A 22,970-nucleotide genomic window follows, 5' to 3' on the forward strand; every position below is an offset into this window, starting at 1 on the left:
CGGGTTTGTCGGTGACGGCGTCACCGTCAGCGGCCTCGGCGACGACGGCGCCAACCTCGTCTTCCGCGTTGCGGTCAATGGCTCGCTCTCGGCCGAGGCGGCGTCGCCGACCCAGTTCTACGCCGACACGGCCGCGAGCGAATTCTACGCTCAGGTCGACCTGGGTAGCACGCGCGGGCTGGGAAGCACGGCGAGGCGGTCGGGCTGCGTCCGCGGCCTGACGTCGGGCATCAGCGTCTGCAACGGCGACTTCGACTACGGGGTGTCGACCTCGGAGATCGTGGACGACGTGATGCTGGTCGCGATCCACGTGTGGAACGGCGACATCCTCAACATCGGCCTTCAGCTTCACACCAGCTCACTCGGCCACACGCCCATCGGGTTCGCGCGCACGGGCGCCGATTTCGCCCACACGATGTACTGGGACGGCCTGGTCTTCGACGACACCAACCGCAACGTCGTGCTGACCTCGGCCTCGGGCTTCGACTACCGCTACTCCGCCTTCCCGGACGTGGGCGGCGGCGTTCCGGAGCCGGCGACCTGGGCGCTGATGATCACGGGCTTCGGTCTGGCCGGAGCGGGGCTGCGGCGGCGCCAGGCGCTCGCCGCCTAGCCGACCGACCGGGCGAACAGACCCACCAGGTCGGCCTGCCGGGCCGTGTCGGTCTTGGCGTAGAGGTGGCTCAGGTGCGTGCGGATCGTCGGGAGCGACACCCCGGTCGCCTCGGCGATCCCGCGCGGCGTCTGGCCGTCGAGCATGGCGAGCAGGACCCGCGTCTCCGACGGCGTCAGGCCATAGCGGCGCACGAACGCCTCGGTCGGCGCGACGTTGGGCTCGGAGGGCGCGCTCAGGAAGAGGGCCGCCACCGCCTCGCCGCCAGGGTTCGCGTGCGGCCGGGGCAGGGGCGCGAGCTGCACCATCAGGTCGGTCCTGCCCTCGGCGCCAGGGAACAGCACCGAGACGCCGGCCGCGTCCAGGCGCGAGCCGGCGCAGGCCGCCAGGGCTTCGGACAGGCGCTCGCCCGCCTCGCCGCGCGCCGCCACGAGGCGGCCGTTGCGGACCGACAGCGCTCCGGTCTCGGCCATCAGCCGCTCGGCGGCCGGATTGGCGCCGCGCACCGCCAGCGCGGAGTCGACCAGCACGATCCCGGTCGGCAGCGTCGAGACGGCCGCCAGCAGGTCCGCCGACTGCGCGGCGCGGAACTCCAGGATCTCGGAGATGCGCAGGGTCCGCTCGATGTGCGGCAGGAGCTGTCGCACCAGGGTCTTGTGCGTGGCGGTCGCCCGCATGGGCAGGCAGACGCCCAGCCACGTGAAGGCGTCCGGCGTCTTGGTCAGGACGCCCATGATCGTGTCGTCGATGCCCTGGGGCTCGGACCACTCGCGATAGAAGCGGCCCTCGCGGAACTGGTCGTAGTCGATCACGTCGGCCACCGACCAGACCTCGCCGACACGGACATGGTGGACGATGCCCATGAAGGGCGACAGGCCCACGAACTCCTCGGCCAGCCGCTTCTGCCAGGCCGGGTCCGTGCCCACCTCCACCGGATAGCTGGACCGCACGAGCCTGGGCTGGTGCATGGCGATCCAGCCGGCCTGGGCGCCGACCCCCGTGCAGGCCTCGGTGAGCGCCGCCGGCCAGAGCCCGGGCGTCAGCGCGCACTCGTAGATGCGGCCGACCAGCTCGCTGAAGCGCTCGACCGTCCAGGCGGGCGGGGCGCCTGGGTGCGTCTCGGACTCGGTCGGCGGGCTCATTCACCTGAATGACGACGGTGGGCGTGGCGGGAGTCAATCGTGAGGGCGGTGAAGCGGCGGCTCTGGCCCCAAGTCCTAGCCCATCCGGCCTAGCCGGCCGGCTGATGCGGGAGAACGCAGGCCGCCGCACCGTCGGGTTCTCGATAGCTGGGATTGGGAAGGAATCTAGTGATGCGTAAGTTTTCAAAAGCCTCGGCGGCGGCGGCCGTCCTGACCGGCGCCGCTCTGCTCGTCGCGCAACCCGCCGCGGCAGCGGAAGGCCTCGTCAACGGCGGCTTTGATGCGACCCTGGACCCCTGGACGGTGTCGGGTGGCATCGGCGCCACTCTCCTCGGCGACAAGGCGCTGATCGGCTTCAACACCAGCTTCGGCGACGCGACGGGGACGCTGTCGCAGACGTTCACCACCACCGCCGCCGGCGTGTTCGATTTTGCCTTCGATGCGGGCCGCGGGGAGCAGTTCTGCAACTGCGGGGAGGCGGTCACGCTGGCGCTCTTCCTCGACGGTATGCAATTGGCCGACCTTGTGCCCGCGTATGGCGGCTTCACGCCCTTCTCGACGCCGCTGGCGACCCATATTTCCGGTTCCGTCAACCTGGCGGCCGGCGATCACACGTTCAGCTTCACATTCACCCGGTTCGCGACGAGCTTCGGCCGCGCCCCGTACATCCTCGTCGATTCCGTCTCGGGCGTGTTGACGCCGGGCGCGGGCGTGCCCGAGCCCGCGACCTGGGCGCTGATGATCGGCGGCTTCGGGCTGGCGGGCGCGACGCTGCGGCGTCGGCGCCGGGCGCTGGCTTAGGCGTCCAGGGCCGGCATCACGCCGCGGCTGACGGCTAGGCCCAGCCGCAGGCTCCTGCCGATGATCTGCGACTTCTCGACGAACAGGGCGGCGGCGGCCGGGGAGCAGACCTCCCGGGCCGTCTTCGCGAACAGGTCCAGCCAGAGCGCGAAGTGCTCGTCGGCGATCGCCGGCCGCTGCGCATGCGCGGCCATCGGCGAGCCGTGGAAGCGTCCCGTCGCCAGCAGCACCGACGACCAGAAGTCGCACAGCTTGGCGAGGTGCTCGTCCCAGTCCTCGACGGCCTCGTTGAAGACCGGGCCGAGCACCGGGTCCTGCCGCACCCGGCCGTAGAAGGTATGCACCTGGCGGCGGATCGCCTCCTCGGTGACGATGCCCTCGCCGGGGCCGATGCGGATCGTGCTCATCGTGGCCGCATGTGGGGTGATCCGCGGCCCGGCGCCAGCGGCGCGGGCGCATCCGCGCGGATTCGCGCCGCCCGATCGGGCCTGGACGTGCAGCCCGGGTGCGTCAGACTGGCGCGAGGAACGACGGGGGAGGATGGACATGCGGCATCGGACGAAGGCGGCCGGCCTGCTGGCGGCGCTCGCGTGCCTGGCGGCGTTGCCGGCGACGGCGCAGCCGCGGCGCGTGGATATCGCCCCGCCGGCCCAGCCGCCCGGCGCAATCGTCCTGAAGACGCCCGGCGCCCAGGCCTCGGCGACGCCCGAGACCTGGACCATGTCGAACCTCGACAATGTGCCGGTCGTGCAGAACGTCTCCGTGCCCACCCTGACGCCCTTCCTGCCGCCCCGAGGCAAGGCCAGCGGCGCGGCGGTGATCGTCGCCCCCGGCGGCGGCTTCGTGCTGCTGGCGATGGACCACGAGGGCTGGGCGGTGGCGAAGTGGCTCCAGTCGCAGGGCGTCGCGGCGTTCGTGCTGAAGTACCGTGTCCTGCCGACCGAGCCCGGGGCCGCCGGGCTGGACAAGGCCAACGCCGAGTTCGCCGCGGCCGGCCCGGCGGCCCGCGTCAGGCGCATCGGCGACGGCGCGCGGGTCGCCACGGAGGACGCGCAGGAGGCCATGCGCGTGGTGCGTGCGCGGGCCGCCGAGTGGGGGCTCGACCCCCATCGCGTCGGGTTCATGGGCTTCTCGGCGGGGGCGATCACGACGATGAGCCTGACGCTGGCGGCCGATCCGGCTACGCGGCCCGACTTCATCGCGCCCGTCTACGGCGGCCTCGGCCCGCCGCTGACGGGCGGGACGATCCCCGACAGGCCGCCGCCGATGTGGGCGAGCCAGGCGGCGGACGACCCGCTGTTCCGCCCGACCGACTTCTCGCTCGTCACGGGCTGGCAGGCGAAGGGCGGGGCGGTCGAGCTGCACCTCTACGAGAAGGGCGGCCACGGCTACGGTTTCCCGGGGCGCAAGAGCACCTCTTCGACGCAGTGGCCGGCCGACTTCCTGGCCTGGATGAAGGCCCGCGGACTGCTCGACGCGCGGAAGTAGCCGTCGGGTCGGCCCGCGCATCGACGCCCGGGCCCGCTCGCGGCCCCGTCGCGATCCCGCCGGGGCGCGGCTACTCCGCGGCCTTCGGCAGGTCGTCGGCGCCCCCGAGCACGGCCGGTGGCGGCTTCTTGCCGCGCCCCGTCCCGGAACGGCCGATGGTGTGGTCGCGCAGCCAGCCGAACCGCCGCGAGTAGACCTTCGGCGCCGCCAGCATCACCGGCGTCAGCACCAGGGTCAGCAGGGTCGCGAACGACAGGCCCCACACCACCGACGCCGAGAGCTGGACCCACCAGGTCGAGCCCGGCGCCTTGTACTCCAGGTGCAGCGTGTGGAAGTTCGGGTGGATCTGGAACATCAGCGGCAGCAGGCCCACCACCGTCACGAGCGTGGTGAGCACCACGGGGCGGAAGCGCTGGGCCGCCGCGCGGATCGCCGCCTCGTCGGCCGCGTAGCCCGCGTGGCGCAGGTGGTAGTAGGTGTCGACCAGCACGATGTTGTGGCCCACCACCACGCCGAACAGCGCCACCACCCCTGTGCCCAGCATGATCACCGAGATGTAGGGGAAGGTGTTGCCGAGGTTGACCTGCACCCCCAGCAGCACGCCCACGGTCGACAGGATCACCGCCGACAGCGTCACGAACACGCCGTAGAAGCTGTTGAACTGCCAGAGCAGGATCACGAACATCATGAAGAGGCTGGCGGCCATCGCCGCGGCGAAGAAGCCGACCGCCTCCTGGCCCTCCTCGTCGGCGCCGATGAACTTCCAGGTCACCGCCGGATAGGCGGCGAGCGCCTTCGTCAGCGACGGCCGCAGCTCGTTGATCTTCAGGTTCGAGGCGGCTTCGCCCACCATGTTGGCCTGGACGATCACGAGGCGCTGGCCGTCCCGGCGCTGGATCTGCGTCACCTGCTGAGCGGGCACGCGCTTGATGAAGTAGCTGGCCGGCACCGGCCCCGAAGGCGTGGTGATCTTCAACTGCTCCAGGGCGGCCACGTTGCGGGCGCTGGGCGGGAAGCGGACGCGGATGTCGAGCTCGTCCTCGGCGTCGTCGGGGCGGAAGCGGCCCATCAGCACCCCGCCGGTCAGGAACTGGATGGTCTGGCCTACCGAGAGCACGTCGACGCCGTAGCGGCCGGCGGCCTCGCGGTCGACGGCGAGGTTCCACTCGATGCCGGGCGAGGTGCGGTTGTCCTCCAGCTCCATGAGCTGGCGGTCGGCGGTGAGCTGGGTCTTCACGACGTCGGCGGCCGCGTTGAGCTGGGCCGGGTCGTGGCTGGAGAGCTGGACCTGGATGTCCTTGCCCACCGGCGGTCCGTTCTGCGGGCCGCGGACCTCGATCTGCAGGCCGGGGATCTCGCCCAGCCGCTGGCGCACGCTGTTTTCGATGTCGTAGCCCGACAGGCCCAGGGCGAGGCGATCCTCGTACTCGGCGAAGTCGACCAGCACGCGGCCCACGGTGTCGTTGGGCGCCGAGTTGGGGCCGCCGTTCGAGGAGAATCCGCCGGCGCGCACATAGAGGGCGTCCACGCCCTTGATGCCCGTGAGCCGGCTCTCGACCTGGCGGACCAGGGCGTCCTGAGCTTCGGGCGAGAGGTTGCCCCGCGCCTTGACGTACACCGAGACCGACTCCGGCTCGTCGGAGAAGAAGAACTCGGTCTTGTGCGGGGTCCGGCTGAACCAGATGAAGATCGCCGCGATGATGACGACGGCGCCGAGGAACGTCCGGCTCGGATGGTGCGTCATCGCCGTCAGCGAGCGGGCGTACCAGCCCATGAAGCCCTTCATCTCGCGCGGGTCGCCATGCTCCGACTTGGCGATCTCGGCCAGGTGCGCCTCGTCCACAGCGGTCTTGCGCGCGAAGATCGAGCCCAGCGCCGGCGTGAAGATCAGCGCCACGAAGATCGAGCAGCCCAGCACGAAGAACAACGTCAGCGGCAGGAAGCTCATGAACTTCCCGGCGATCGAGTTCCAGAACATGAACGGCACGAAGGCGCAGAGCGTGGTCAGCGTGCCGTTGGCCACCGGCCAGAACATGCGCTTGCCGGCCGCCGTGAACGCCTCGGTCTTCGGCAGGCCCTCGGCCATGCGCCGGTCGGCGTACTCCACCACCACGATGCCGCCGTCGACCAGGATGCCGACCGCCAGCACGAGGCCGAACATCACCATCATGTTCAGCGTCACGCCCATCCCGGTCATCAGCAGGAAGGCCAGCAGGAAGCAGATCGGGATCGAGGCGCCCACCATCAGCCCCTGCCGGATGCCGAGGCTTGAGACGATGATCATCATCACCAGCAGGCTGGCCATCAGCAGGCCGGACTCCAGCACCACCAGCGTGCGGCCGATGAAGTCGCTCTCGTCGTAGAGGTAGTCGAGCTTGACGGTCGACGGCCACTTCTTGGCCTCGGCTTCCGTGACCGCGCGCACCGTGGCGACGGTCTTGAGGATGTTCGAGCCGCCGCGCTTGGAGACCTCGAGGATGAAGGCGGGATGGCCGTTGAACCGGCTGATCGAGGTCGCTTCCTTGAACGTGCGGCGCACGTCGCCGATGTCGCCCATGGTGACGATGCGGTCGCCGGCCTTCTTGATCGGCAGCGCCAGGATGTCCTCGGGCTTCTCGACCACGCCCGGCACCTTCACGGCGAACTGGCCGGAGCCCGAGCGCAGGTTCCCCGCCGGCACGAGCTGGTTGTTGCGCCCGATCACCTGGGCGACCTCGGCGGTGGTGACGTTGTAGGCCTCCATCCGCAGCGGGTCGATCGTGACCTCCAGCACTTCCTCGCGCCCGCCCGCCATGTCGACGTCGAGCACGCCCTCGGTGCCTTCCAGGCGCTCCTTCAGCGCCGTGGTGATGCGGTGCAGCTCGCGCTCGGGCGCCGAGCCCGAGATGACGATCCCGATGATCGGCTCGCCGGAGAAGTTGTTCTCATGGATGATCGGCTCTTCGGCGTCGGGCGGGAACTTGCCGCGGGCGAGGTCGACCTTGGCGCGGACGTCCTCCAGCGCCTTGTCCTTGTTGAAGTCGGCCTCGAACTCGAGGGTCACGACGGCCGAGCCCTGGCGAGCGACCGCGTTCATCGACTCGATCCCCTCCATCGTCTGGAGCTCGAGTTCCAGCGGTTTTACGAGCAGCCGCTCCGCGTCCTCGGGCGAGACGCCGGGATAGGGGACGATCACTGAGATGTAGGGCAGGTCGATGTCCGGCTCGGACTCGCGCGGCATGCCCAGATAGGCGAACAGGCCGAAGAGGGCGGCGATGAGCGTCACGCCCAGCACCACCTTGCGCCGCTTGATGGCTCCGTCGATCAGCGGACCGATCATCGTCTTCTCCCCGAGCGCTTTCAGGCGAAGTGAAACCCGGTTCGCCGCCCGGAGCGCTCAAAACTCAAATGCCATCCGCCGCTCCTGCGAGCGCCGGGGGCCGGGGTCCCCTAGCGGGCGGCCGCGACCCGAACCTTCTGCCCGTCGGCCACGAACGACTGGCCGACCGTGATCACGCGAACCGGGCCCGAAAGGCCGGAAATCCACATGCCCTGCGGCGTCTCCTCCAGCACCGTCACCGGCGCGAAGGCGACGCGGTTGTCGGCCAGGACGTAGCGGACGCCCTGACGGCCGGCGCTGTCCAGCACCAGCGACGACACCGGCACCAGGTGGGCGGGGCCCGCGCCCGCGCCGACGCGCAACTCGGCCGACAGGCCCGAGCGGACGGCGTTGCCCGGATTCCGCACCGAGACCTCGACGTGGTAGGTGCGCGTCTGCGGATCGCTGTCGCGCGAGACGTAGCGGACCACGCCGTTCAACATCTGGCCGCTGACCAGCTTGGCCGACGCCGGCGCGCCGACGCGCAGCTTGGCTGCGGAGGTCTCGGGCGCGTCGCCCACCACCAGCAGCGGATCCAGCTCGATCATCGTGCCGCAGGGCTGGCCCGGCGACAGGTAGGTCCCGATCTCGGCGTCGCGCTTGTCGAACACGCCGGAGTAGGGCGCGCGGATGTTCACCTGGCCCAGCGCGATCTCGGCGGCGCGCACCTGCGCCTGCGCCGCGTCGAGGTTGGCCTGGGCCTCCAGCACCTGGGTCGGCGAGCGGTAGCCCTTCTCGGCGAGGTCGGCGGCGGCCTTGCGCTGGAGCTGGCGCATCGAGAGCATCGCCCTGGCCTGGTCCAGCCCGGCCTGGCGCGCATCGACCGCGAGGCGGCACAGCACCTGGCCCTGGCGCACGAACGATCCCTCGGGCGTCGGCGTCGTCGCGACGATCCCGGCGGTCTCGGCGCGGACCACCACGGTGCGCGCCGCCTCGGTGCGGCCGCGCATCACCACTTCCGATTCGCGGATCTGCTCGGGGGCGAGCGTGACCTGGACGCCGGGTATCGTGCTGGCCGGCGTGGACGCCGGGGCCTTGGCCTGCGCCTTGCGGCCGTCGCCGCCGAGGACCGAGCCCAGCAGGAACGCGAGGAGAAGCACCGCCCCGACGGCGATGACGAACACATACTGCGGCTTCAGTCGCATGAAACTCTCATCCCCGGCTCAGGCCCGAACGCGACGAAAACGATCCCAGTCACGCCCGCATCGCCATCTTTCGTGGCTTGTGGTGCTTGTGATGCCGCCGTTATGCGACTGCAAATGAAATTGCGGTCACGTATGCCGACGGGTCTAAATGGCCGCCGCGAACCCTGATTGCAACGCGGCGAAGATTCGCGCCCCACGCGCAACCTCCGCTCGAATTTTACAGGGTAAGCGACTGAATCGCCAGCCGTGTGACCGATCGAGGACCGTTTCGCCGTGAAGTATCTGCACACCATGGTCCGCGTGACCGACCTCGACGCCTCGCTCGCATTCTATTGTGACAAGCTGGGGCTTAAGGAAGTCTCGCGCTCGGAAAGCGAGGCGGGCCGCTTCACGCTGGTGTTCCTCTGCGCCCCAGGCGACGAGGAGGCCGCGCGCCGCCAGAAGGCGCCGATGGTCGAGCTGACGTACAACTGGGACCCGGAGACCTACGCCGGCGGACGCAACTTCGGCCATCTGGCCTACGCCGTCGACGACATCTACGCGACCTGCCAGCGCCTGAAGGACGCCGGCGTCGTCATCAACCGTCCGCCGCGCGACGGCCGCATGGCCTTCGTCCGCTCGCCGGACAACATCTCCGTCGAACTGCTCCAGGCCGGACCGGCGCTCGCGCCCGCCGAACCCTGGGCCTCGATGCCCAACGTGGGGGCTTGGTGATCATGGCCGGACGGGTCGAAGGCAAGGTGGCGCTGGTCACGGGCGGGGCGTCGGGCCTGGGCGCCGAGAGCTGCCGCCGGCTGGCGCGCGAGGGCGCGAAGGTGGTGCTGACCGACCTGGCCGCCGAGGCCGGGCAGGCGGTGGCCGACGACATCCTCGCCGCGGGCGGCGAGGCCCGCTTCCTCGGCCAGGACGTCACCGACCAGGCGCGGTGGGCGGAGGTGGTGGCCGCGACGATGGAGCGCCACGGCCGCATCGACGTGCTGGTCAATTCCGCGGGCGTGGGCAACGGCGGCGAGCCGATCCTCGAGGCCACGCTGGAGGGCTGGCGGCGCATCATCGGCATCAACCTCGACGGCACATTCCTCGGCATCCGCCATGTGGCCCCCGTGATGGCGGCCCAGGGCGCCGGCTCCATCGTCAACCTGTCGTCGATCCTCGGGAAGGTGGGCCTGCCCGGCGCCTCGGCCTACTGCGCCTCCAAGGGCGGCGTGGCGCTGCTCACCAAGGCCGTCGCCCTGGAACTCGCGCCGGCGGGCGTGCGGGTGAATTCGGTGCATCCGGGCTTCATCGAGACGCCGATGGTGGTGAACGCCTTCCGCGAGTCGGAGAGCGAGAACGAGATGCGCGACATGATCGTCTCGCGCCACGCCATGGGCCGCCTCGGCATGGCCCGCGAGATCGCCGACGCGATCGTGTTCCTGGCGTCGGACGAGGCGAGCTTCATGACCGGGTCGGAGCTGGTCATCGACGGCGGCTACACGGCCGCGTAGGGTCCGGCGGACGACGGCGGTCTTCCGGGGGATTCAGTCGAGCGCAGACTCCGGCGCCTCGTCCTTCCGCCGCCGTCGCCACAGGATGACGCCGCCGCCCACGAACGCGAACAGCACGACCGCGACGATGGGCGCTGCCTCGCCGGCGGTGCTGTGCATCAGCGTCATCAGCGCGGGCCCGATCAGATAGCCCAGGCCGACGCAGACGCTCGCCCAGATCAGCGCGCCCGCCACGTTCAGCAGGGCGAAGCGCCTGTGGGCGATCCGGGTGACGCCGATGGCGACGGGCCCCGCGGCGCGCAGGCCGTAGATGAAGCGGAAGCTGAGGATGAAGCCCGTCGGGAAGCGCTCGATGAGGGCCAGCGCCCTGGCGAAGCCGCGCTTCTGCGACGCCCGGGTCACGAAGTCGCTCCGCCGGAAACTGCGGCCCAGGACGAAGAGGATGTAGTCGGCGAGCGCCGTGCCCGCGACGGCGGCGGCGAACACCGCCAGCGGCGAGATCAGGTGCTCGCGCGCCATGACGCCGCCGGCCATGGCCGAGAGCTGCCCCTCGACCGCCGAGCCGAGCAGGATCGCGAAGGGCCCGAGCGTGGCCAGGTGGTGCGTCAGGTCAGGCATCAGGTCCGCAGCGGGCAGGGGACCCTCCATATGGCGAGGCGGGGCCGTTGCGCCAGGGGCCGCGCCGCGACCAAACGCGCGAACGCCGGTACGGCGTTCCAAGGCATGCGCGCCGAGGCGTCATGTCAGGTTGTGCGGAAGGTCTCGATGGCTCCCGGAGCAGGACTCGAACCTGCGACAAGTCGGTTAACAGCCGACTGCTCTACCAACTGAGCTATCCGGGATCACCTTCGAGAGGGCGGGCGTATACGCTGGGCCGTCCGGATGTGCAAGCGGGCCCGAGAGCGTGTCGCAGGGCCGGCGCGAAAGAAGCCCGGCGCGAGCGCCGGGCCACACAAAAAGTTCGGTGATGGTGGGGTGTCTTCAAAGAAGACGCCCTGAGACTCGGCCTCCGTGGTTAAGCTGAAGTTAATCGGGGCGGGCTGCGGCGACGCGCCCGCCAGCCTCGCGCAGGGCGTGCAGGGCTCGCGCAGGAGGCGCATTGTCGCGTGGGGCTGGACGACGACCGCGGATCGGCCGATCACAAGGCGCTAACAGCTTGAAAAGAGGGCCGATGCGCATCCACTTCACCGGCATCGCGGGCGCGGGCATGGCGGCGGCGGCGCTGATGATGCGCGAGGCCGGGCATGCCATCACCGGCTCGGACGAAGACGTCTTCCCGCCGATGTCGACCTACGTCGAGGGCCTGGGCTTCCCGATCTCGTGGCGGTTCGATTCGGCGAATCTCCCTGAGGGCCTCGACCTCCTGGTGCTGGGCGCGTCGGCCAAGCTGGGCGGCGAATCGAACGTCGAGGTGAAGGCCGCGCGCGCCCGCGGCGTGCGCGTCACGACGTTTCCCGAGCTCGTCGGCGAGGCGACCGCGATCAAGAAGAACACGGTGGTCGCCGGCTCGTTCGGCAAGTCCACCTGCACGGCGCTGCTGGCCCACGTCCTGCGGGTCGCCGGCCGCGACGCCGGCTGGATGATCGGGGCGATCTCGCCCTCGCTGCCCGACACCGGCCACTGGGGCGCCGCGCCCGAGGTGGTGCTGGAGGGCGACGAGTACATCGTGGGCCCGAACGACCGGCGCTCGAAGTTCGTGCTCTACCATCCGCGCGACGTCCTGCTGACCTCGCTGATCCACGACCACGTCAACGTCTTCCCGACCTTCGCCGACTACGAGGCGCCGTTCCGCGAACTGCTGCGCCTGCTGCCGGCCGCCGAGGGCCTGCTGGTCGCCCGCGAGCACCCCGCCATCCGCGCCATCGCCGCCGAGGCCGCGTCGCGGATCGTCTGGTACGACACCGCCCCCAATGGAGCCCGCGGCGACGGCTGGCATTGCGAGGACGTGGTCTACGGCGACGTGACCCGCTTCATGCTGGTGGGCCCCGACGGCCGCCGCGTGCCGCTCGCCACCACGCTGCTGGGCGAGCACAACGTCGAGAACATCGTCGGCGTCTGCGCCTACGTGCTGGAGCGCGGCCTCGTCCCGGAGGCCGACCTCGCGCGCGCGGTGGAGAGCTTCGCCGGCATCCGGCGGCGCCTCGACCGCCTGACCCGGACGTCGGCCGTGCCGGTGATCGAGGGCTTCGGCAGCTCCTACGAGAAGGCCCGCTCGGCCATCGAGGCCATGCTGCTGCACTATCCGACGCGGCCGCTCACGGTGGTGTTCGAGCCGCACACCTTCTCCTGGCGCAACCGCGACGCGCTGCCCTGGTACGACACGGTGTTCGCAGGCGTGGCGCGCGTGCTGGTCATCCCGCCCCCGCACCACGGGGAGGCGAGCCACCAGCAGTCGTCGTTCCCCGAGATTCTGGCGCGCATCGCGGCCACGGGCGTCGCCGTCGAGGGCGTCGAGACCGCCGCCGCCACCACCGCCGCCCTCAGCCGGCTGGCCGGCGACGAGGTCGTCCTGCTGCTCTCGTCGGGCCCCTTGCTGGGCCTCCCCGACAGCCTGCCGGCGGTCTTCGACAGGCTGTACGGGGCGGCGGAAGCCGCCGCCTAGGGCCTGGGCGCCGCCGAGGGGCTAGCGGGATGCGTTGTGGTGCGCCGGGATCGGCTGGGCGTACTCGCCGCCCGACCTGGCCGCTTTCTCGGTGTCGTTCAGCGCCTTGAAGAACGGGTCGGCGCGCTTCGGGCCCAGGTAGCCGAACAGGTACGCGCCCACCTTGCGCATCTGGATCTCCTCCGAGCCCTCGGTGATCCGGTAGCGGCGGTGGTGGCGGAAGATGTGCTCGAACGGCTTGTGGCGCGAATAGCCGATGCCGCCATGCACCTGCATCGCGCGGTCGGCCGCCTCGCAGACCAGCCGGTTGGCCCAGTAGTTACACATGGAGACCTTGTCCGAGATCGTCCGTTCGATCTCCTTGTGCTCCATGTTGTCCATCTGCCAGGCCGTCTTGCGGATCAGCAGCCGCAGCATCTCGCACTGGGTCTGCAACTCGATCAGCGGCCACTGGATCGCCTGGTTCTCGGCCAGCGCCTTGCCGAACGGCTTGCGGGTCCGGGCGTACCTCACGCTCTCGTCGATGCAGAACTGCGCCGCGCCCAGCGAACTCGCCGCCTGCCGGATGCGGTTCTGGTGGACGAACGACTGCCCGATGCCCAGCCCGCGGTCGATCTGGCCCCAGTAGCTGTCCTCGGGAATCCAGACGTCCGTGAAGCTGACCCGCGGGTGGTCGGTCGGCATGTTGAACGTCCACATGTACTCCTCGACCTTCACGCCGGGAGAGTCGGCCGGGACGATGAAGCAGGTGATGCCGACGGCGTCGCCGTCCTTGCCGGAGGTGCGGGCGAAGCACATCACGTAGTTCGCGACGTGCATTCCCGTCGTCCACATCTTTTCGCCGTTGATCAGCCAGCCCGGCTTGCCGTCCTTTTCGTGCGGGACGGCGCGGGTCTCCATCCAGGTGGCGTCGCTGCCATGGTTGGGCTCGGTCAGGCCGAAGCCGGTGCGCATCTTCCCGTTCAGCAGGGCGTCGGCGTAGCGGTCGTACTGTTCGTTGGTGGCGAACTCCTTGAACATCAGCACGAAGGGATTGTTGCCGACGATCGAGTGTTCGGTCTGCAGGTCGTTGAAGAGGCCCAGGCCCTTGGCGGCGAGATGCTCGCGGATGATGGCCATGGCGAGCTGGCTGCCGCCCTTGCCGCCCATCTCGACGGGCCAGGCGAAGCGCAGGTGGCCCGCGTCGTCGGCCAGCTTGCGGGCCTTGGCGAGCAGCAGCTCCCACTCGTGGCGGGGCAGGCCGTCGTTGTCCCAGTCGGTGCGGGCATGCTCGCGGCGGTGGTCGAAGAAGCGGTCGTTGTCGTCGGCGTGCTGCAGCGGCATGATCACGTCGTCGATGAACCGGTCCAGTTCGCCCAGGTAGTCCTGGATGTCCTTGGGGATGTCGAAGTCCATGCCGCTTTCTCCCAACGCGTTTGCGAACGCTTCTTCTCAGGGGCGGGATTGACGCCAGGGGACCCGTTTACAACGGCGCCCCGACCCCGCCAGATCGGGGCGACATTAGACCAAGTTGAAGGTTCCGCCGGGTCATGACTGTCGATGTTCGCGCAGGCCTCGAGAAGCTCGCCGTGAGGCTTGGCGGGGAGGGCGCCAGGGTCACCGAAGCCCAGCGCCTGTCCGGCGGCGCCAGCATGGAGACCTACGCCTATTCGTTCGAAGGCCCGCGCGGCGCCGAGCGGCTGATCGTCCGTCGCCGCAACGCGCCGTTCGACCCCGAGAACGGCCGTGCGGTCAGCCTGCAGACCGAGGCGGCGCTGATCACGGCGACCGAGGCGAACGGCGCGCGCGTGCCGCATGTGCGCCATGTCTGCGACAATCGCGACGGGCTCGGCGAGGCCTACGTCATGGTCCGCGTCGACGGCGAGACGCTGGGGCGGAAGATCACGTCGGACCCGCGCTTCGACGCCGTGCGTCCGGGGTTGGCGCGCCAATGCGGCGAGGTGCTCTACGGCATCCACCGGACGCCCGTGCCCGCGGGGCTGAACCTCAAGGTCGTGGACGGCGCCTTTGAACTCGACCGCTACGAGGAGATCTACCGCGCCACCGGAGCGAAGCGGCCGATCCTCGAACTGGCGTTCCAGTACCTGCGCAGGCACACCCCCCGACCGGTGGAGCCCGTGCTGCTGCACGGCGATTTCCGCAACGGGAACATCATGTTCGACCCGGAGCAGGGCGTGGCTGCCGTGCTCGACTGGGAACTGGCCCACGTGGGCGACCCGGCCGAGGACATGGGCTGGATCTGCACCAATTCGTGGCGTTTCGGCCGCCCCGACCGCCCTGTCGGCGGCTTCGGCGAGTATGCGGACCTGCTGGCCGGCTATGCGGCGGCGGGCGGCGGTGCAATCGACCTGCCGCGGGTGCGGTTCTGGCAGATGCTGGGGTCGCTGCGCTGGGGCGTGATGTGCCTGACCATGTACCTGTCGTGGCGCGACGGGGCGAACAAGTCGGTGGAGCGCCCGATGATCGGCCGGCGCGTCTCCGAGACCGAGGCCGACCTGGTCGTGCTGCTGGACGAAGGCCTGTGATCACCCATCCGAAGACCGAGGAACTGGCCGAGTCCGTGCGCCTCTGGATCGACGAGATCCGTCCGACGCTGGACCCGCGCAACGCCTTCCTGGCCCGCGTGGCGGCGAACGCCATGGCCACCATCTACCGCGAGCTGACCCAGGGCCCCGCCGCCGAGGCGAGTGCGGTGGCCGGGATGGCCCGCGTGCTGGGCCACGACGGGTCGTTCGAAGACCTCAACGCCGAGCTCTGCGAGCGCATCCGCTCGGGCGAGCTGACCCGCGAGACGCCCGGGCTGATGGCGGCGCTGACCACCATGGCGCGCGACCAGATCGCCATCGACCAGCCGGGCTACCGGCCGGAAGGCACGCCGGCGCCCGCCGCTTGAGGCTCAGGCTGCTTCCAGCACCCGGATGATCTCGCTCTCGCGTTCGTTCCAGAGGATGGCGACGCGGGCGGCGCGGGCGGCGTCGGCGCCCAGGGCCGAGGCGACCTCGGCGTCGCGCATGCGGCGCTCGGACAGGCGCAGCAGGGTGCGTTCGCCGCCCTGATCCACCTCGACGTCATGGAAGCGCAGCACCGCGTCGACCAGCGTCGCGGGCGGCGGCGGGCGCACGGGCTGCGGCGCCTGGACCGGACGCGGCAAGGCGCGGAACGCAGGGCTGAAGCCGCCGAAACGGTCGCCGGCGAGGCGGCCCTGGGTGAAAGCGGCGCGGCGGGGCTGGAACCGGGTGGCCATCGATGTTGTCCTTCTTGCGAACTGTCGATGGTTCTGGTTTTGTCTGTGAGATACGACAAAAACGGACGTAGGTTTCGCGATGCGTCACGAAAAAGGGGCCCGGCTGCTGGAGCTGGCGCGGCTGCTGGCGAGCAGCGCCGAAGGCCTGAGCCTGGATGAGATCGCCCAGCGGATGGACGTGGGCCGCCGCACCGCCGAGCGGATGCGCGACGCCGTGGCCGGCGTCTTCCCCGCGATGGAGATTGTGGAGGAGGGGCGGGACCGTCGATTCCGGATCCCGTCCGGTCTCGACGGCCTCTTCCAGGCGCCGGCCGCCGAGGAACTGGCCGCACTGACCGCGGTGGCGGAGCAACAGGATCGCCAGGGCGCGCACGGTCGCGCCGCGGCGCTGCGGACCCTGGAGCAGAAGGTGCTGTCGGCGATGCGGGCCTCTGCGCGCCGGCGCCTGGCGCCCGACCTCGAAGCCCTGCTGCAGGCCGAGACCATCGCCGTTCAGGCGGGGCCGCGCCCGTTCGAGGAGGAGACGGTGCTGGCGGCGGTGCGCGAGGCGCTGAAGGCGCTCTCGACGCTGCGCTTCCGCTACGAGGGCGGTTCGCAGCCGGGCCGTGTCCGCGAGGTCACGCCTTACGGCATCCTGTTCGGCCGCTCGAACTACCTCGTGGCCGAGGAGGTCGGCTCAGGGACCGGGCCGCGCAACTGGCGGCTCGACCGCGTGCTGGAGCCGGAGATCACCGGCAGGCCAGCCGACAGGCCCGAGGACTTCTCGCTGCAGGCCTACGCCGACGAGAGCTTCGGCATCTATCAGGACGACACCGAGGACGTGGTGCTGCGGATCACGCCCGAGGGCCGCGAGGACGCCCTGCGCTGGCGCTTCCACGCCCGCCAGAAGGTGGAGACGGAAGCCGACGGATCGACGCTCGTGCGTTTCCGCGCCAGCGGCATGCGCGAACTGGCCTGGCACCTGTTCACCTGGGGCGACAAGGTCGAGATCGTCGCCCCGCCCGCGCTGAAGGATATGATGGCGAGCGAACTGGCGGTGGCCTGCCGGGCGCACCTGCCCGGCTAGGGCGCGAACCGTCCCGTTCGATATACGTCCATTTTTGACGTAAGTGGTTTCGAAGGTCGTCTCAACGAACGGAGACGACCCATGAGCACGCTCGACTACGCCAGCTTCTTCGAGAACGAGATCCGTCCGCGCCGCCGCCGTCGCCGCCTGCTGATGGGCCTCGGCGCCGCGATCGTGTGGGTGCTGCCGGTGCTATACGTCGGTGTCGTCGGGATCGGGTAGGCGACCGCCAATCAGATTTCGAACGTCATAGCCGGGCCTGGCCCGGCCATGACGTTCTCAGGTGGGGGTGAGGGTGGCGCGGCCCGCACGCCAGGCGCAGGTAACGATGGTCTCGTAAAAGAGCGAGAATTTTCCCCGGGGCTTGAATAGGCTCGCGCCCAGCGGGCCCAGGGCCCGCCGAGTTCGGGGAGATTTCATGCTGTTGCGCGCCGTCGCGACCGTTCTGGCCGGAGCCTTTCTCATGGGGGCAGCCGCGCCCGACGACGATCCCTACACCTGGATGGAGGAGATCGAGGGGGCCCGCGCCCTCGACTGGGCCAAGGCCGAGAACGCGCGCTCGCTGCCGCAACTGCAGAACGACCCGCGCTACGGCGGCCTCTACGCCGACGCCCTGAAGATCGCGACCGCCAAGGACCGCATCCCGGCCGTGGGCTTCGCCGGCAAGGGCATGCTGCGCGACCACTGGCAGGACGCCGACCATGTGCGCGGCATCTGGCGCGAGACCAGCGTCGAGAGCTACCGGGCGGGCAGCCCGCAGTGGAAGACCCTGATCGACCTTGACGCGCTGGCCAAGGCCGAGAGCGCCAACTGGGTCTGGAAGGGCGCGACGTGCCTGGCGCCGGACGACCGCTACTGCCTGATCAACCTTTCCAACGGCGGCAAGGACGCGGTCGAACTGCGCGAGTTCGACACGCAGACCGGCAAATGGGTCGAGGGCGGCTTCCGCCTGCCGGAGGGCAAGGCCGACGTCTCCTGGATCGACCACGACACGCTGCTGGTGGTCGACGAGTTCGAGAAGGGCCAGCTCACCACCTCGGGCTACCCCTACGTCGCCAGGATCCTGAAGCGCGGCCAGACTTACGCCCAGGCCAGGCAGGTGTTCACCGGCCAGAAGGACGACGGCGGCTACGGCGTCAGCTCGGTCGTCTACCGCGAGGCCGACGGCAGGGTCGCCGCGGTGATCATCGAGCGGCCCTTGGACACCTTCAATTCCGAGTACTACCTGCTGGTCGACAACGAGCGGCCGCTGAAGCTCGACATCCCCAAGAAGTCGCAGATCGAAGGCTACGTCTCGGACCGCCTGCTGGTGACCCTGGAGGAGGACTGGTCCGCGAAGGGCGTGAAGGAAGGCGACCTTGTCGACTTCGACCTCGCCGCGGTGAAGGCCAAGCCCGGCGACCTGAAGCCGACGCTGGTGCTGCGCCCGACGATGAGCCAGTCCGTCGAGCAGGTGCGCACGACCAAGGACCGCCTGGTCGTGGTCCTGCTGGACAACGTGAAGGGTCAGGTCCGCAGCCTGAAGCGCGCGGGCAATGCCTGGACGTCCACGACGCTGGACCTGCCGAAGGACTCCACCCTGACCATCGCCTCGGCGTCCGACCATGACGACGCCGTCGTCGTGAACGCGGCGAGCTTCCTCAGCCCCAACAGCCAGTGGCTGGCCGATGCGGCGGGCGGCAAGACCCAGCAGATGCGCAGCCTGCCGGCACGCTTCGACGCCTCGAAGTATGCGGTCGACCAGTATTGGGCCACGTCGAAGGACGGCACGAAGGTCCCGTACTTCGTGGTCCACGCGAAGGACATGAAGCTGGATGGTTCGAACCCGACGCTGCTGAACGCCTACGGCGGCTTCCTGATCAGCCAGTCGCCCAACTACATCCCGACCCAGGGCAAGCTGTGGCTCGACAAGGGCGGCGTGTTCGTGGTGGCCAACATCCGCGGCGGCGGCGAGTTCGGTCCGCGCTGGCACAACGCCGGCCTGAAGCTGAAGCGCATGGTGGTCTACGACGACTTCTTCGCGGTCTCCGAGGATCTGATCGCCCGGAAGATCACCAACCCGAAGAAGCTGGGTATCGTCGGTGGCTCGAACGGCGGGCTGCTGATGGGCGTCGCGCTGACCAGGCGCCCGGAGCTCTACAACGCCGTCATCATCCAGGTGCCGCTGTTCGACATGATCGCCTACGACCACATCGGCGCGGGCGCGTCGTGGATCGGAGAGTACGGCGACCCGAAAGTCCCGGAGGAGCGGGCCATGCTGATGACCTACTCGCCGTACCAGAACCTGAAGCCCGGCCAGCCCTATCCGCGGGTGTTCATCGAGACGTCCACCAAGGACGACCGGGTGCATCCGGCGCACGCCCGCAAGGCCGCCGCGCGCCTGAAGGAGTACGGCTACGACTACCTTTACTGGGAGAACATCGACGGCGGTCATGCCGCCGCGGCGAACCTGAACGAGCGCGCGACCCGCGCGGCGCTGGAGTACACCTATCTGATGCAGCGGCTGATGGACTGATGCCGGGGCTGAGCGCCGGGGTGCTCGTCTGGCGGCCTCGGCCGGGCGGACCGGAGTTCCTGCTGGTCCATCCTGGGGGGCCGTACTGGGCCGGGAAGGACGCGGAGGGCTGGTCGATCCCGAAAGGCCTGGTCGAGCCGGGCGAGGACGGCTGGACCGCCGCGCGGCGCGAGTTCCGCGAGGAACTGGGCCTGGAGATCGAGGGCGCATCGGAAGCCCTGAAGCCGGTCACCGCGTCGGGGAAGGTGATCCGAGCCTGGCTGGTCCAGGCCGACCTCGACGTCAGCGAGATCGTCAGCAACACCTTCGAGATCGAGTGGCCGCCGCGCACCGGCCGCCGGCAGAGCTTCCCGGAAGTCGACCGCGCCGGATGGTTCGACGCCTCGACCGCCGCCGTGAAGATCCACAAGGGCCAGCGGCCGATCCTGGCCGACGCGATCGAGCGGGTGAGGAAAGGTTGACCGGACCGTTCCGAGTGCGGACCCTGCCTCGATGTTCTGCGAGATCCCCGACCTGCTGACCCCGGACGAGGTGGTCCAGTTGCGCCAGATCGCTGCGGGCCTCCAGTTCGTGGACGGCCGCGTCACGAACCCGGACTCACAGGTCAAGAACAACCTCCAGGGACGCCCCGGCGACCCGGCGCACGACCGCGCGTCCGACCTCCTCCTGAACGGCTTGCGCCGCAACGCGCAGTTCATCGCCTTCGCCTTCCCGAAGATGGTCGCGCCCCCGGTGCTCTCGCTCTATCGGCCGGGCATGAACTACGGCGCCCACGCCGACGCCGCCTTCCTGCCCATCGGCGCGCGGCCGCTGCGCGCCGACCTTTCCTGCACCGTCTTCCTGACCGACCCCGAGACCTACGACGGTGGCGAGCTGTCGGTGCGGCTGGGCTCGCGCGAGGTGGACTTCAAGCCGAGGCCGGGCTGCGCGGTGCTCTATCCTTCCACCACGATCCACCAGGTGAAGCCGGTGACCCGCGGCGAACGCCTCTGCGGCATCACCTTCATCGAGAGCGACATCGTCGACCGCACCGGCCGCGAGCTGCTGTTCGAGCTGAACGACATCCTGGCGCGAGAGGGCGACAAGCTGTCATGGGACGCCCGGACGCGGCTGTCGCATGTCGCCACCTCCCTCCACCGCCAGTGGGGCGACGCGGGCTAGCTCACCTGTTCGACACCAAGCCCAGGCCACAAGAGGCCGGCGCCGCGTCGCACTGGTCTACTCGTTCTGGCCTCGGGCCTCCGACGCCGCGCGGACGAGTTGCACGAATTCGGCGCGTTCGCCGAAGGGGTCGTCGCCGCGGCCGGCCTGGGCGAGGCGGGCGATCTCCGGCCAGCCGAACGTGTCAGCGACACGCGGGTCGCGCTTCAGCTTCTGGCCGAAGCCGGCGACGGCGACGGCCCAGCGGGTCGGCTCGGGCGCGGCCTGCAGCGAAGGCGCGGCGTCCGCCCGCGTGATCGGCCGCTCGATCAACCGCGAGCGGCCTTCGCCCGGCAGCTTGTAGCGGATCTTCAGGTAGGCGAGCTCGGCGCCCGGCGCGGCGGCGGGACGGGCGCTCTGGTAACGCAGCGGGTCGGCCGAACCGGCGGCGCCGGCGGGCGTGATCTCGTAGAGGGCGGTGACCGAGGCGCCTGCGCCGACCTCGCCCGCGTCGACCTGGTCGTTGTTGAAGTCCTCGCGGTTCAGCAGGCGGGTCTCATAGCCGATGAGGCGGTACTCGCTGACCTGGCTGGGGTTGAACTCGATCTGCACCTTCACGTCGTCGGCGATGGGGAACAGGGACCTGGTGAAGTCCGTGCGGAAGAGCTTGCGGGCTTCCTGCAGACTGTCGACGTAGGCGGCGGTCCCGTTCCCGTTCTGCGCCAGGGCCTGCATCATGGTGTCGTTGTAGTTGCCGCGCCCGAAGCCGTAGACCGACAGGTAGACGCCGCTCTTGCGCTTGTCGGATACGAAGTCCTTCAGCTTCGACGGATCGGAGACGCCCACGTTGAAGTCGCCGTCGGTGAGCAGGATCACGCGGTTCACCGCCCTGCGATCGAAGTTCTCCTGGGCGAGCGCGTAGGCCAGCGAAAGGCCCTGGCCGCCGGCGGTCGAGCCGCCCGAGCGGAGCGCACCGAGCGCACATCGCATCTTCAGCTTCTGCCGTCCGTCCGTCGGACCGAGCACAGCGCCGGCCGAGCCCGCGTAGGCCACGATCGAGACGTGGTCCTGCGGCCGCAGTTGGTCGATCAGCAGGTTCAGCGACTTCTGCGCCAGCGGCAGGCGGTCTTCGGACCACATGGAACCCGACGTATCGACCAGGAAGACGAGGTTCAGCGCCGGGGCTTCGTCGCGCGCCACGTCGAACCCCTGGATGCCGATGTGCAGGATCTGGCGCCCGGACGACCAGGGCGAGGGCGCCAGCGCCACGTAGCTCGAGAACGGCGAAACGCGGTCGCGCGGCGGGGCGTAGCGGTAGTCGAAGTAGTTCACGAGCTCCTCGACCCGCACCGCGTCGGACGGCGGCCGCACGCCGTCGTTCAGGAAGCGCCGGACGTTTGCGTAGGCGGCGGTGTCCACATCGACCGAAAAGGTCGAGACCGGCTCGGCGGCGGTCTGGCGGATCGGGTTGGCCACCGCGTTGGGGTAGCGCTCGGTGTCCTGCGGCTGGACCGGGTAGGGCGCGTAGGCGCCGGGAGGTCTGGCGATCCGCGAGCCGCTCACGACGATCTCCTCGAGGCGGGAGTCCGGCGCGGCCTTGGCGGCGCTGGAGTCCTGGAGTCGGCGCTCGACCGGAGGGACGGGCAGGGGCGGGATGGTCGGCGCCCGCTGGAGGACGGGCGGCGCGGGTGGCGGGGGCGCGGCGTAGAGGCGGCCGCTCCCCGCGAATCCGGCCTGCGCGCGGGCGCGATACGCCGGCTCGGACTCGGATGTGCGGTAGCCGAAGGCGGCGCAGGCGCCGGCGTCGACGACGGCTCCTGCGTGGCCGGGTTGTGCGGGGACCGGACCCGGCAGGGCGGCGGTGAGGCAGGCGAGGCCGAGGGCTCCGAAACGGCGGCGGGTCATCGCGAAAACATCTCCCATGAGGGGCTACCTGATGGGGATACGCACGCCTTGGCCTTACGGGGTCAGCGCACGAAGCTGGCGCCGTTGATGTCGATCACGGCGCCGGTCATCGAGGCCGGCGCCTCCAGCGCCAGGTACGCCGCCGCGTTGGCGACCTCGGCGGCGTCGGCCACGCGGCCGAGCGGGATGTCGGCCAGCAGCCTGTCGCCGCCGCGGCTGGCCAGATAGTCCTCGGCCATGCCGGTCATGGTGAAGCCGGGGCAGATGGCGAAGGCCAGGATGCCCTGCGCTGCATAGCCCCGCGCGATGGACTTGGTCATGGCGACCATGCCGGCCTTCGAGGCGGCGTAGTGCCAGTGCGCGGGCGAGTCGCCGCGATAGGCGGCGCGGCTGGCGATGTTGACGATCCGGCCGCCCGTTCCGCGTTCGCGCCAGTGCAGGACCGCGCGGCGGCAGAGGTCGGC

22 protein-coding genes and 1 tRNA gene are annotated in these 22,970 nt (G+C 70.2%); 13 read left to right on the forward strand and 10 right to left on the reverse strand.

What is annotated here, in order from left to right:
• The coding region (locus JNL41_RS20800; protein ID WP_293478092.1) for a PEPxxWA-CTERM sorting domain-containing protein at nucleotides 1-613 on the forward strand (613 nt) is incomplete at its 5' end.
• Here the strand turns inward: JNL41_RS20800 and JNL41_RS20805 are convergent.
• Complete coding sequence (locus tag JNL41_RS20805) at nucleotides 610-1,755, reverse strand: helix-turn-helix transcriptional regulator (RefSeq protein ID WP_293478093.1); 1,146 nt, start codon at nucleotides 1,753-1,755, stop codon at nucleotides 610-612. The genes JNL41_RS20800 and JNL41_RS20805 overlap by 4 nt on opposite strands.
• 171 nt (nucleotides 1,756-1,926) lie before the next feature.
• Here JNL41_RS20805 and JNL41_RS20810 point away from each other — a divergent pair, with 171 nt between their 5' ends.
• Nucleotides 1,927-2,556, forward strand: a complete 630-nt coding sequence (locus JNL41_RS20810) for a PEPxxWA-CTERM sorting domain-containing protein (RefSeq protein ID WP_293478094.1) — start codon at nucleotides 1,927-1,929, stop codon at nucleotides 2,554-2,556.
• On the opposite strand, the gene JNL41_RS20815 is transcribed toward JNL41_RS20810, so the two are convergent.
• The gene (locus tag JNL41_RS20815) at nucleotides 2,553-2,963 is read right to left on the reverse strand and encodes a group III truncated hemoglobin (protein WP_293478095.1); all 411 of its coding nucleotides are present in this window, start codon (nucleotides 2,961-2,963) and stop codon (nucleotides 2,553-2,555) included. The two genes, JNL41_RS20810 and JNL41_RS20815, sit on opposite strands and share 4 nt — an antisense overlap.
• Nucleotides 2,964-3,102: 139 nt before the next feature.
• On the opposite strand from JNL41_RS20815, the gene JNL41_RS20820 reads away from it, so the two are divergent.
• A complete protein-coding gene (locus JNL41_RS20820) occupies nucleotides 3,103-4,044 on the forward strand; it encodes an alpha/beta hydrolase (protein WP_293478096.1) in 942 nt (313 codons plus the stop codon).
• Nucleotides 4,045-4,114: 70 nt separating this feature from the next.
• Here JNL41_RS20820 and JNL41_RS20825 read toward each other — a convergent pair whose 3' ends face one another.
• Both JNL41_RS20825 and JNL41_RS20830 read right to left on the reverse strand, forming a co-directional pair.
• A complete protein-coding gene (locus JNL41_RS20825) occupies nucleotides 4,115-7,363 on the reverse strand; it encodes an efflux RND transporter permease subunit (RefSeq protein WP_293478097.1) in 3,249 nt (1,082 codons plus the stop codon).
• 110 nt (nucleotides 7,364-7,473) lie between these two features.
• Entirely contained in the window at nucleotides 7,474-8,547 is a 1,074-nt protein-coding gene (locus JNL41_RS20830) for an efflux RND transporter periplasmic adaptor subunit (protein ID WP_293478098.1), read from the reverse strand.
• A gap of 273 nt (nucleotides 8,548-8,820) precedes the next feature.
• Here JNL41_RS20830 and JNL41_RS20835 point away from each other — a divergent pair, with 273 nt between their 5' ends.
• The gene (locus JNL41_RS20835) at nucleotides 8,821-9,261 is read left to right on the forward strand and encodes a VOC family protein (RefSeq protein WP_293478099.1); all 441 of its coding nucleotides are present in this window, start codon (nucleotides 8,821-8,823) and stop codon (nucleotides 9,259-9,261) included.
• A gap of 2 nt (nucleotides 9,262-9,263) precedes the next feature.
• Complete coding sequence (locus tag JNL41_RS20840; protein WP_293478100.1) at nucleotides 9,264-10,034, forward strand: glucose 1-dehydrogenase; 771 nt, start codon at nucleotides 9,264-9,266, stop codon at nucleotides 10,032-10,034.
• A 33-nt stretch (nucleotides 10,035-10,067) separates the two neighbouring features.
• Here JNL41_RS20840 and JNL41_RS20845 read toward each other — a convergent pair whose 3' ends face one another.
• Complete coding sequence (locus JNL41_RS20845; RefSeq protein ID WP_293478101.1) at nucleotides 10,068-10,652, reverse strand: DedA family protein; 585 nt, start codon at nucleotides 10,650-10,652, stop codon at nucleotides 10,068-10,070.
• A 148-nt stretch (nucleotides 10,653-10,800) separates the two neighbouring features.
• Nucleotides 10,801-10,876, reverse strand: a tRNA-Asn gene (locus JNL41_RS20850).
• Nucleotides 10,877-11,205: 329 nt separating this feature from the next.
• Here JNL41_RS20850 and JNL41_RS20855 point away from each other — a divergent pair.
• Nucleotides 11,206-12,636, forward strand: a complete 1,431-nt coding sequence (locus JNL41_RS20855) for a Mur ligase family protein (RefSeq protein WP_293478102.1) — start codon at nucleotides 11,206-11,208, stop codon at nucleotides 12,634-12,636.
• Between the two features lie 21 nt (nucleotides 12,637-12,657).
• On the opposite strand, the gene JNL41_RS20860 is transcribed toward JNL41_RS20855, so the two are convergent.
• Nucleotides 12,658-14,031, reverse strand: a complete 1,374-nt coding sequence (locus tag JNL41_RS20860) for an acyl-CoA dehydrogenase (RefSeq protein ID WP_293478103.1) — start codon at nucleotides 14,029-14,031, stop codon at nucleotides 12,658-12,660.
• A 173-nt stretch (nucleotides 14,032-14,204) separates the two neighbouring features.
• On the opposite strand from JNL41_RS20860, the gene JNL41_RS20865 reads away from it, so the two are divergent.
• Together JNL41_RS20865 and JNL41_RS20870 are read left to right on the forward strand one after the other, a co-directional pair.
• Nucleotides 14,205-15,161, forward strand: coding sequence for a phosphotransferase family protein (locus tag JNL41_RS20865; RefSeq protein WP_293478104.1), 957 nt, complete (start codon nucleotides 14,205-14,207; stop codon nucleotides 15,159-15,161).
• Nucleotides 15,158-15,529 (forward strand): DUF6285 domain-containing protein, encoded by a 372-nt coding sequence (locus tag JNL41_RS20870; protein ID WP_293478105.1) that lies wholly within the window; start codon nucleotides 15,158-15,160, stop codon nucleotides 15,527-15,529. Before JNL41_RS20865 ends, JNL41_RS20870 begins: the two co-directional genes overlap by 4 nt.
• A gap of 3 nt (nucleotides 15,530-15,532) precedes the next feature.
• On the opposite strand, the gene JNL41_RS20875 is transcribed toward JNL41_RS20870, so the two are convergent.
• Complete coding sequence (locus JNL41_RS20875) at nucleotides 15,533-15,880, reverse strand: hypothetical protein (RefSeq protein WP_293478106.1); 348 nt, start codon at nucleotides 15,878-15,880, stop codon at nucleotides 15,533-15,535.
• Nucleotides 15,881-15,959: 79 nt separating this feature from the next.
• Here JNL41_RS20875 and JNL41_RS20880 point away from each other — a divergent pair, with 79 nt between their 5' ends.
• The 5 genes from JNL41_RS20880 (at nucleotide 15,960) to JNL41_RS20900 (ending at nucleotide 20,622) form a co-directional block, all read left to right on the forward strand.
• On the forward strand, nucleotides 15,960-16,946 hold the full coding sequence (locus tag JNL41_RS20880; RefSeq protein ID WP_293478107.1) for a WYL domain-containing protein: 987 nt from the start codon (nucleotides 15,960-15,962) through the stop codon (nucleotides 16,944-16,946).
• A gap of 81 nt (nucleotides 16,947-17,027) precedes the next feature.
• Nucleotides 17,028-17,168: a hypothetical protein gene (locus JNL41_RS20885; RefSeq protein ID WP_293478108.1), complete on the forward strand. Its 141-nt coding sequence runs from the start codon at nucleotides 17,028-17,030 to the stop codon at nucleotides 17,166-17,168.
• Between the two features lie 241 nt (nucleotides 17,169-17,409).
• Nucleotides 17,410-19,461, forward strand: coding sequence for a prolyl oligopeptidase family serine peptidase (locus tag JNL41_RS20890; RefSeq protein WP_293478109.1), 2,052 nt, complete (start codon nucleotides 17,410-17,412; stop codon nucleotides 19,459-19,461).
• Nucleotides 19,461-19,922 (forward strand): NUDIX domain-containing protein, encoded by a 462-nt coding sequence (locus JNL41_RS20895; protein ID WP_293478110.1) that lies wholly within the window; start codon nucleotides 19,461-19,463, stop codon nucleotides 19,920-19,922. The genes JNL41_RS20890 and JNL41_RS20895 overlap by 1 nt, the downstream gene beginning before the upstream one ends.
• Before the next feature lie 31 nt (nucleotides 19,923-19,953).
• The gene (locus JNL41_RS20900) at nucleotides 19,954-20,622 is read left to right on the forward strand and encodes a Fe2+-dependent dioxygenase (RefSeq protein ID WP_293478111.1); all 669 of its coding nucleotides are present in this window, start codon (nucleotides 19,954-19,956) and stop codon (nucleotides 20,620-20,622) included.
• Between the two features lie 57 nt (nucleotides 20,623-20,679).
• On the opposite strand, the gene JNL41_RS20905 is transcribed toward JNL41_RS20900, so the two are convergent.
• Nucleotides 20,680-22,506, reverse strand: a complete 1,827-nt coding sequence (locus tag JNL41_RS20905; protein ID WP_293478112.1) for a VWA domain-containing protein — start codon at nucleotides 22,504-22,506, stop codon at nucleotides 20,680-20,682.
• Between the two features lie 62 nt (nucleotides 22,507-22,568).
• A partial coding sequence (locus tag JNL41_RS20910; protein WP_293478113.1) for an SDR family oxidoreductase occupies nucleotides 22,569-22,970 on the reverse strand: 402 nt, incomplete at its 5' end.

It is taken from the genome of Phenylobacterium sp. (genome assembly GCF_016793285.1).
Lineage (GTDB): Bacteria > Pseudomonadota > Alphaproteobacteria > Caulobacterales > Caulobacteraceae > Phenylobacterium.

Coding starts and splice junctions, on each gene's coding strand:
- JNL41_RS20860 (WP_293478103.1), bottom strand. CDS start 14,031: ATGGACTTCGACATCCCCAAGGACATCCAGGACTACCTGGGCGAACTG.
- JNL41_RS20900 (WP_293478111.1), top strand. CDS start 19,954: ATGTTCTGCGAGATCCCCGACCTGCTGACCCCGGACGAGGTGGTCCAG.
- JNL41_RS20875 (WP_293478106.1), bottom strand. CDS start 15,880: ATGGCCACCCGGTTCCAGCCCCGCCGCGCCGCTTTCACCCAGGGCCGC.
- JNL41_RS20845 (WP_293478101.1), bottom strand. CDS start 10,652: ATGCCTGACCTGACGCACCACCTGGCCACGCTCGGGCCCTTCGCGATC.
- JNL41_RS20885 (WP_293478108.1), top strand. CDS start 17,028: ATGAGCACGCTCGACTACGCCAGCTTCTTCGAGAACGAGATCCGTCCG.
- JNL41_RS20855 (WP_293478102.1), top strand. CDS start 11,206: ATGCGCATCCACTTCACCGGCATCGCGGGCGCGGGCATGGCGGCGGCG.
- JNL41_RS20905 (WP_293478112.1), bottom strand. CDS start 22,506: ATGACCCGCCGCCGTTTCGGAGCCCTCGGCCTCGCCTGCCTCACCGCC.
- JNL41_RS20825 (WP_293478097.1), bottom strand. CDS start 7,363: ATGATCGGTCCGCTGATCGACGGAGCCATCAAGCGGCGCAAGGTGGTG.
- JNL41_RS20830 (WP_293478098.1), bottom strand. CDS start 8,547: ATGCGACTGAAGCCGCAGTATGTGTTCGTCATCGCCGTCGGGGCGGTG.
- JNL41_RS20805 (WP_293478093.1), bottom strand. CDS start 1,755: ATGAGCCCGCCGACCGAGTCCGAGACGCACCCAGGCGCCCCGCCCGCC.
- JNL41_RS20880 (WP_293478107.1), top strand. CDS start 15,960: ATGCGTCACGAAAAAGGGGCCCGGCTGCTGGAGCTGGCGCGGCTGCTG.
- JNL41_RS20890 (WP_293478109.1), top strand. CDS start 17,410: ATGGGGGCAGCCGCGCCCGACGACGATCCCTACACCTGGATGGAGGAG.
- JNL41_RS20895 (WP_293478110.1), top strand. CDS start 19,461: ATGCCGGGGCTGAGCGCCGGGGTGCTCGTCTGGCGGCCTCGGCCGGGC.
- JNL41_RS20840 (WP_293478100.1), top strand. CDS start 9,264: ATGGCCGGACGGGTCGAAGGCAAGGTGGCGCTGGTCACGGGCGGGGCG.
- JNL41_RS20815 (WP_293478095.1), bottom strand. CDS start 2,963: ATGAGCACGATCCGCATCGGCCCCGGCGAGGGCATCGTCACCGAGGAG.
- JNL41_RS20820 (WP_293478096.1), top strand. CDS start 3,103: ATGCGGCATCGGACGAAGGCGGCCGGCCTGCTGGCGGCGCTCGCGTGC.
- JNL41_RS20810 (WP_293478094.1), top strand. CDS start 1,927: ATGCGTAAGTTTTCAAAAGCCTCGGCGGCGGCGGCCGTCCTGACCGGC.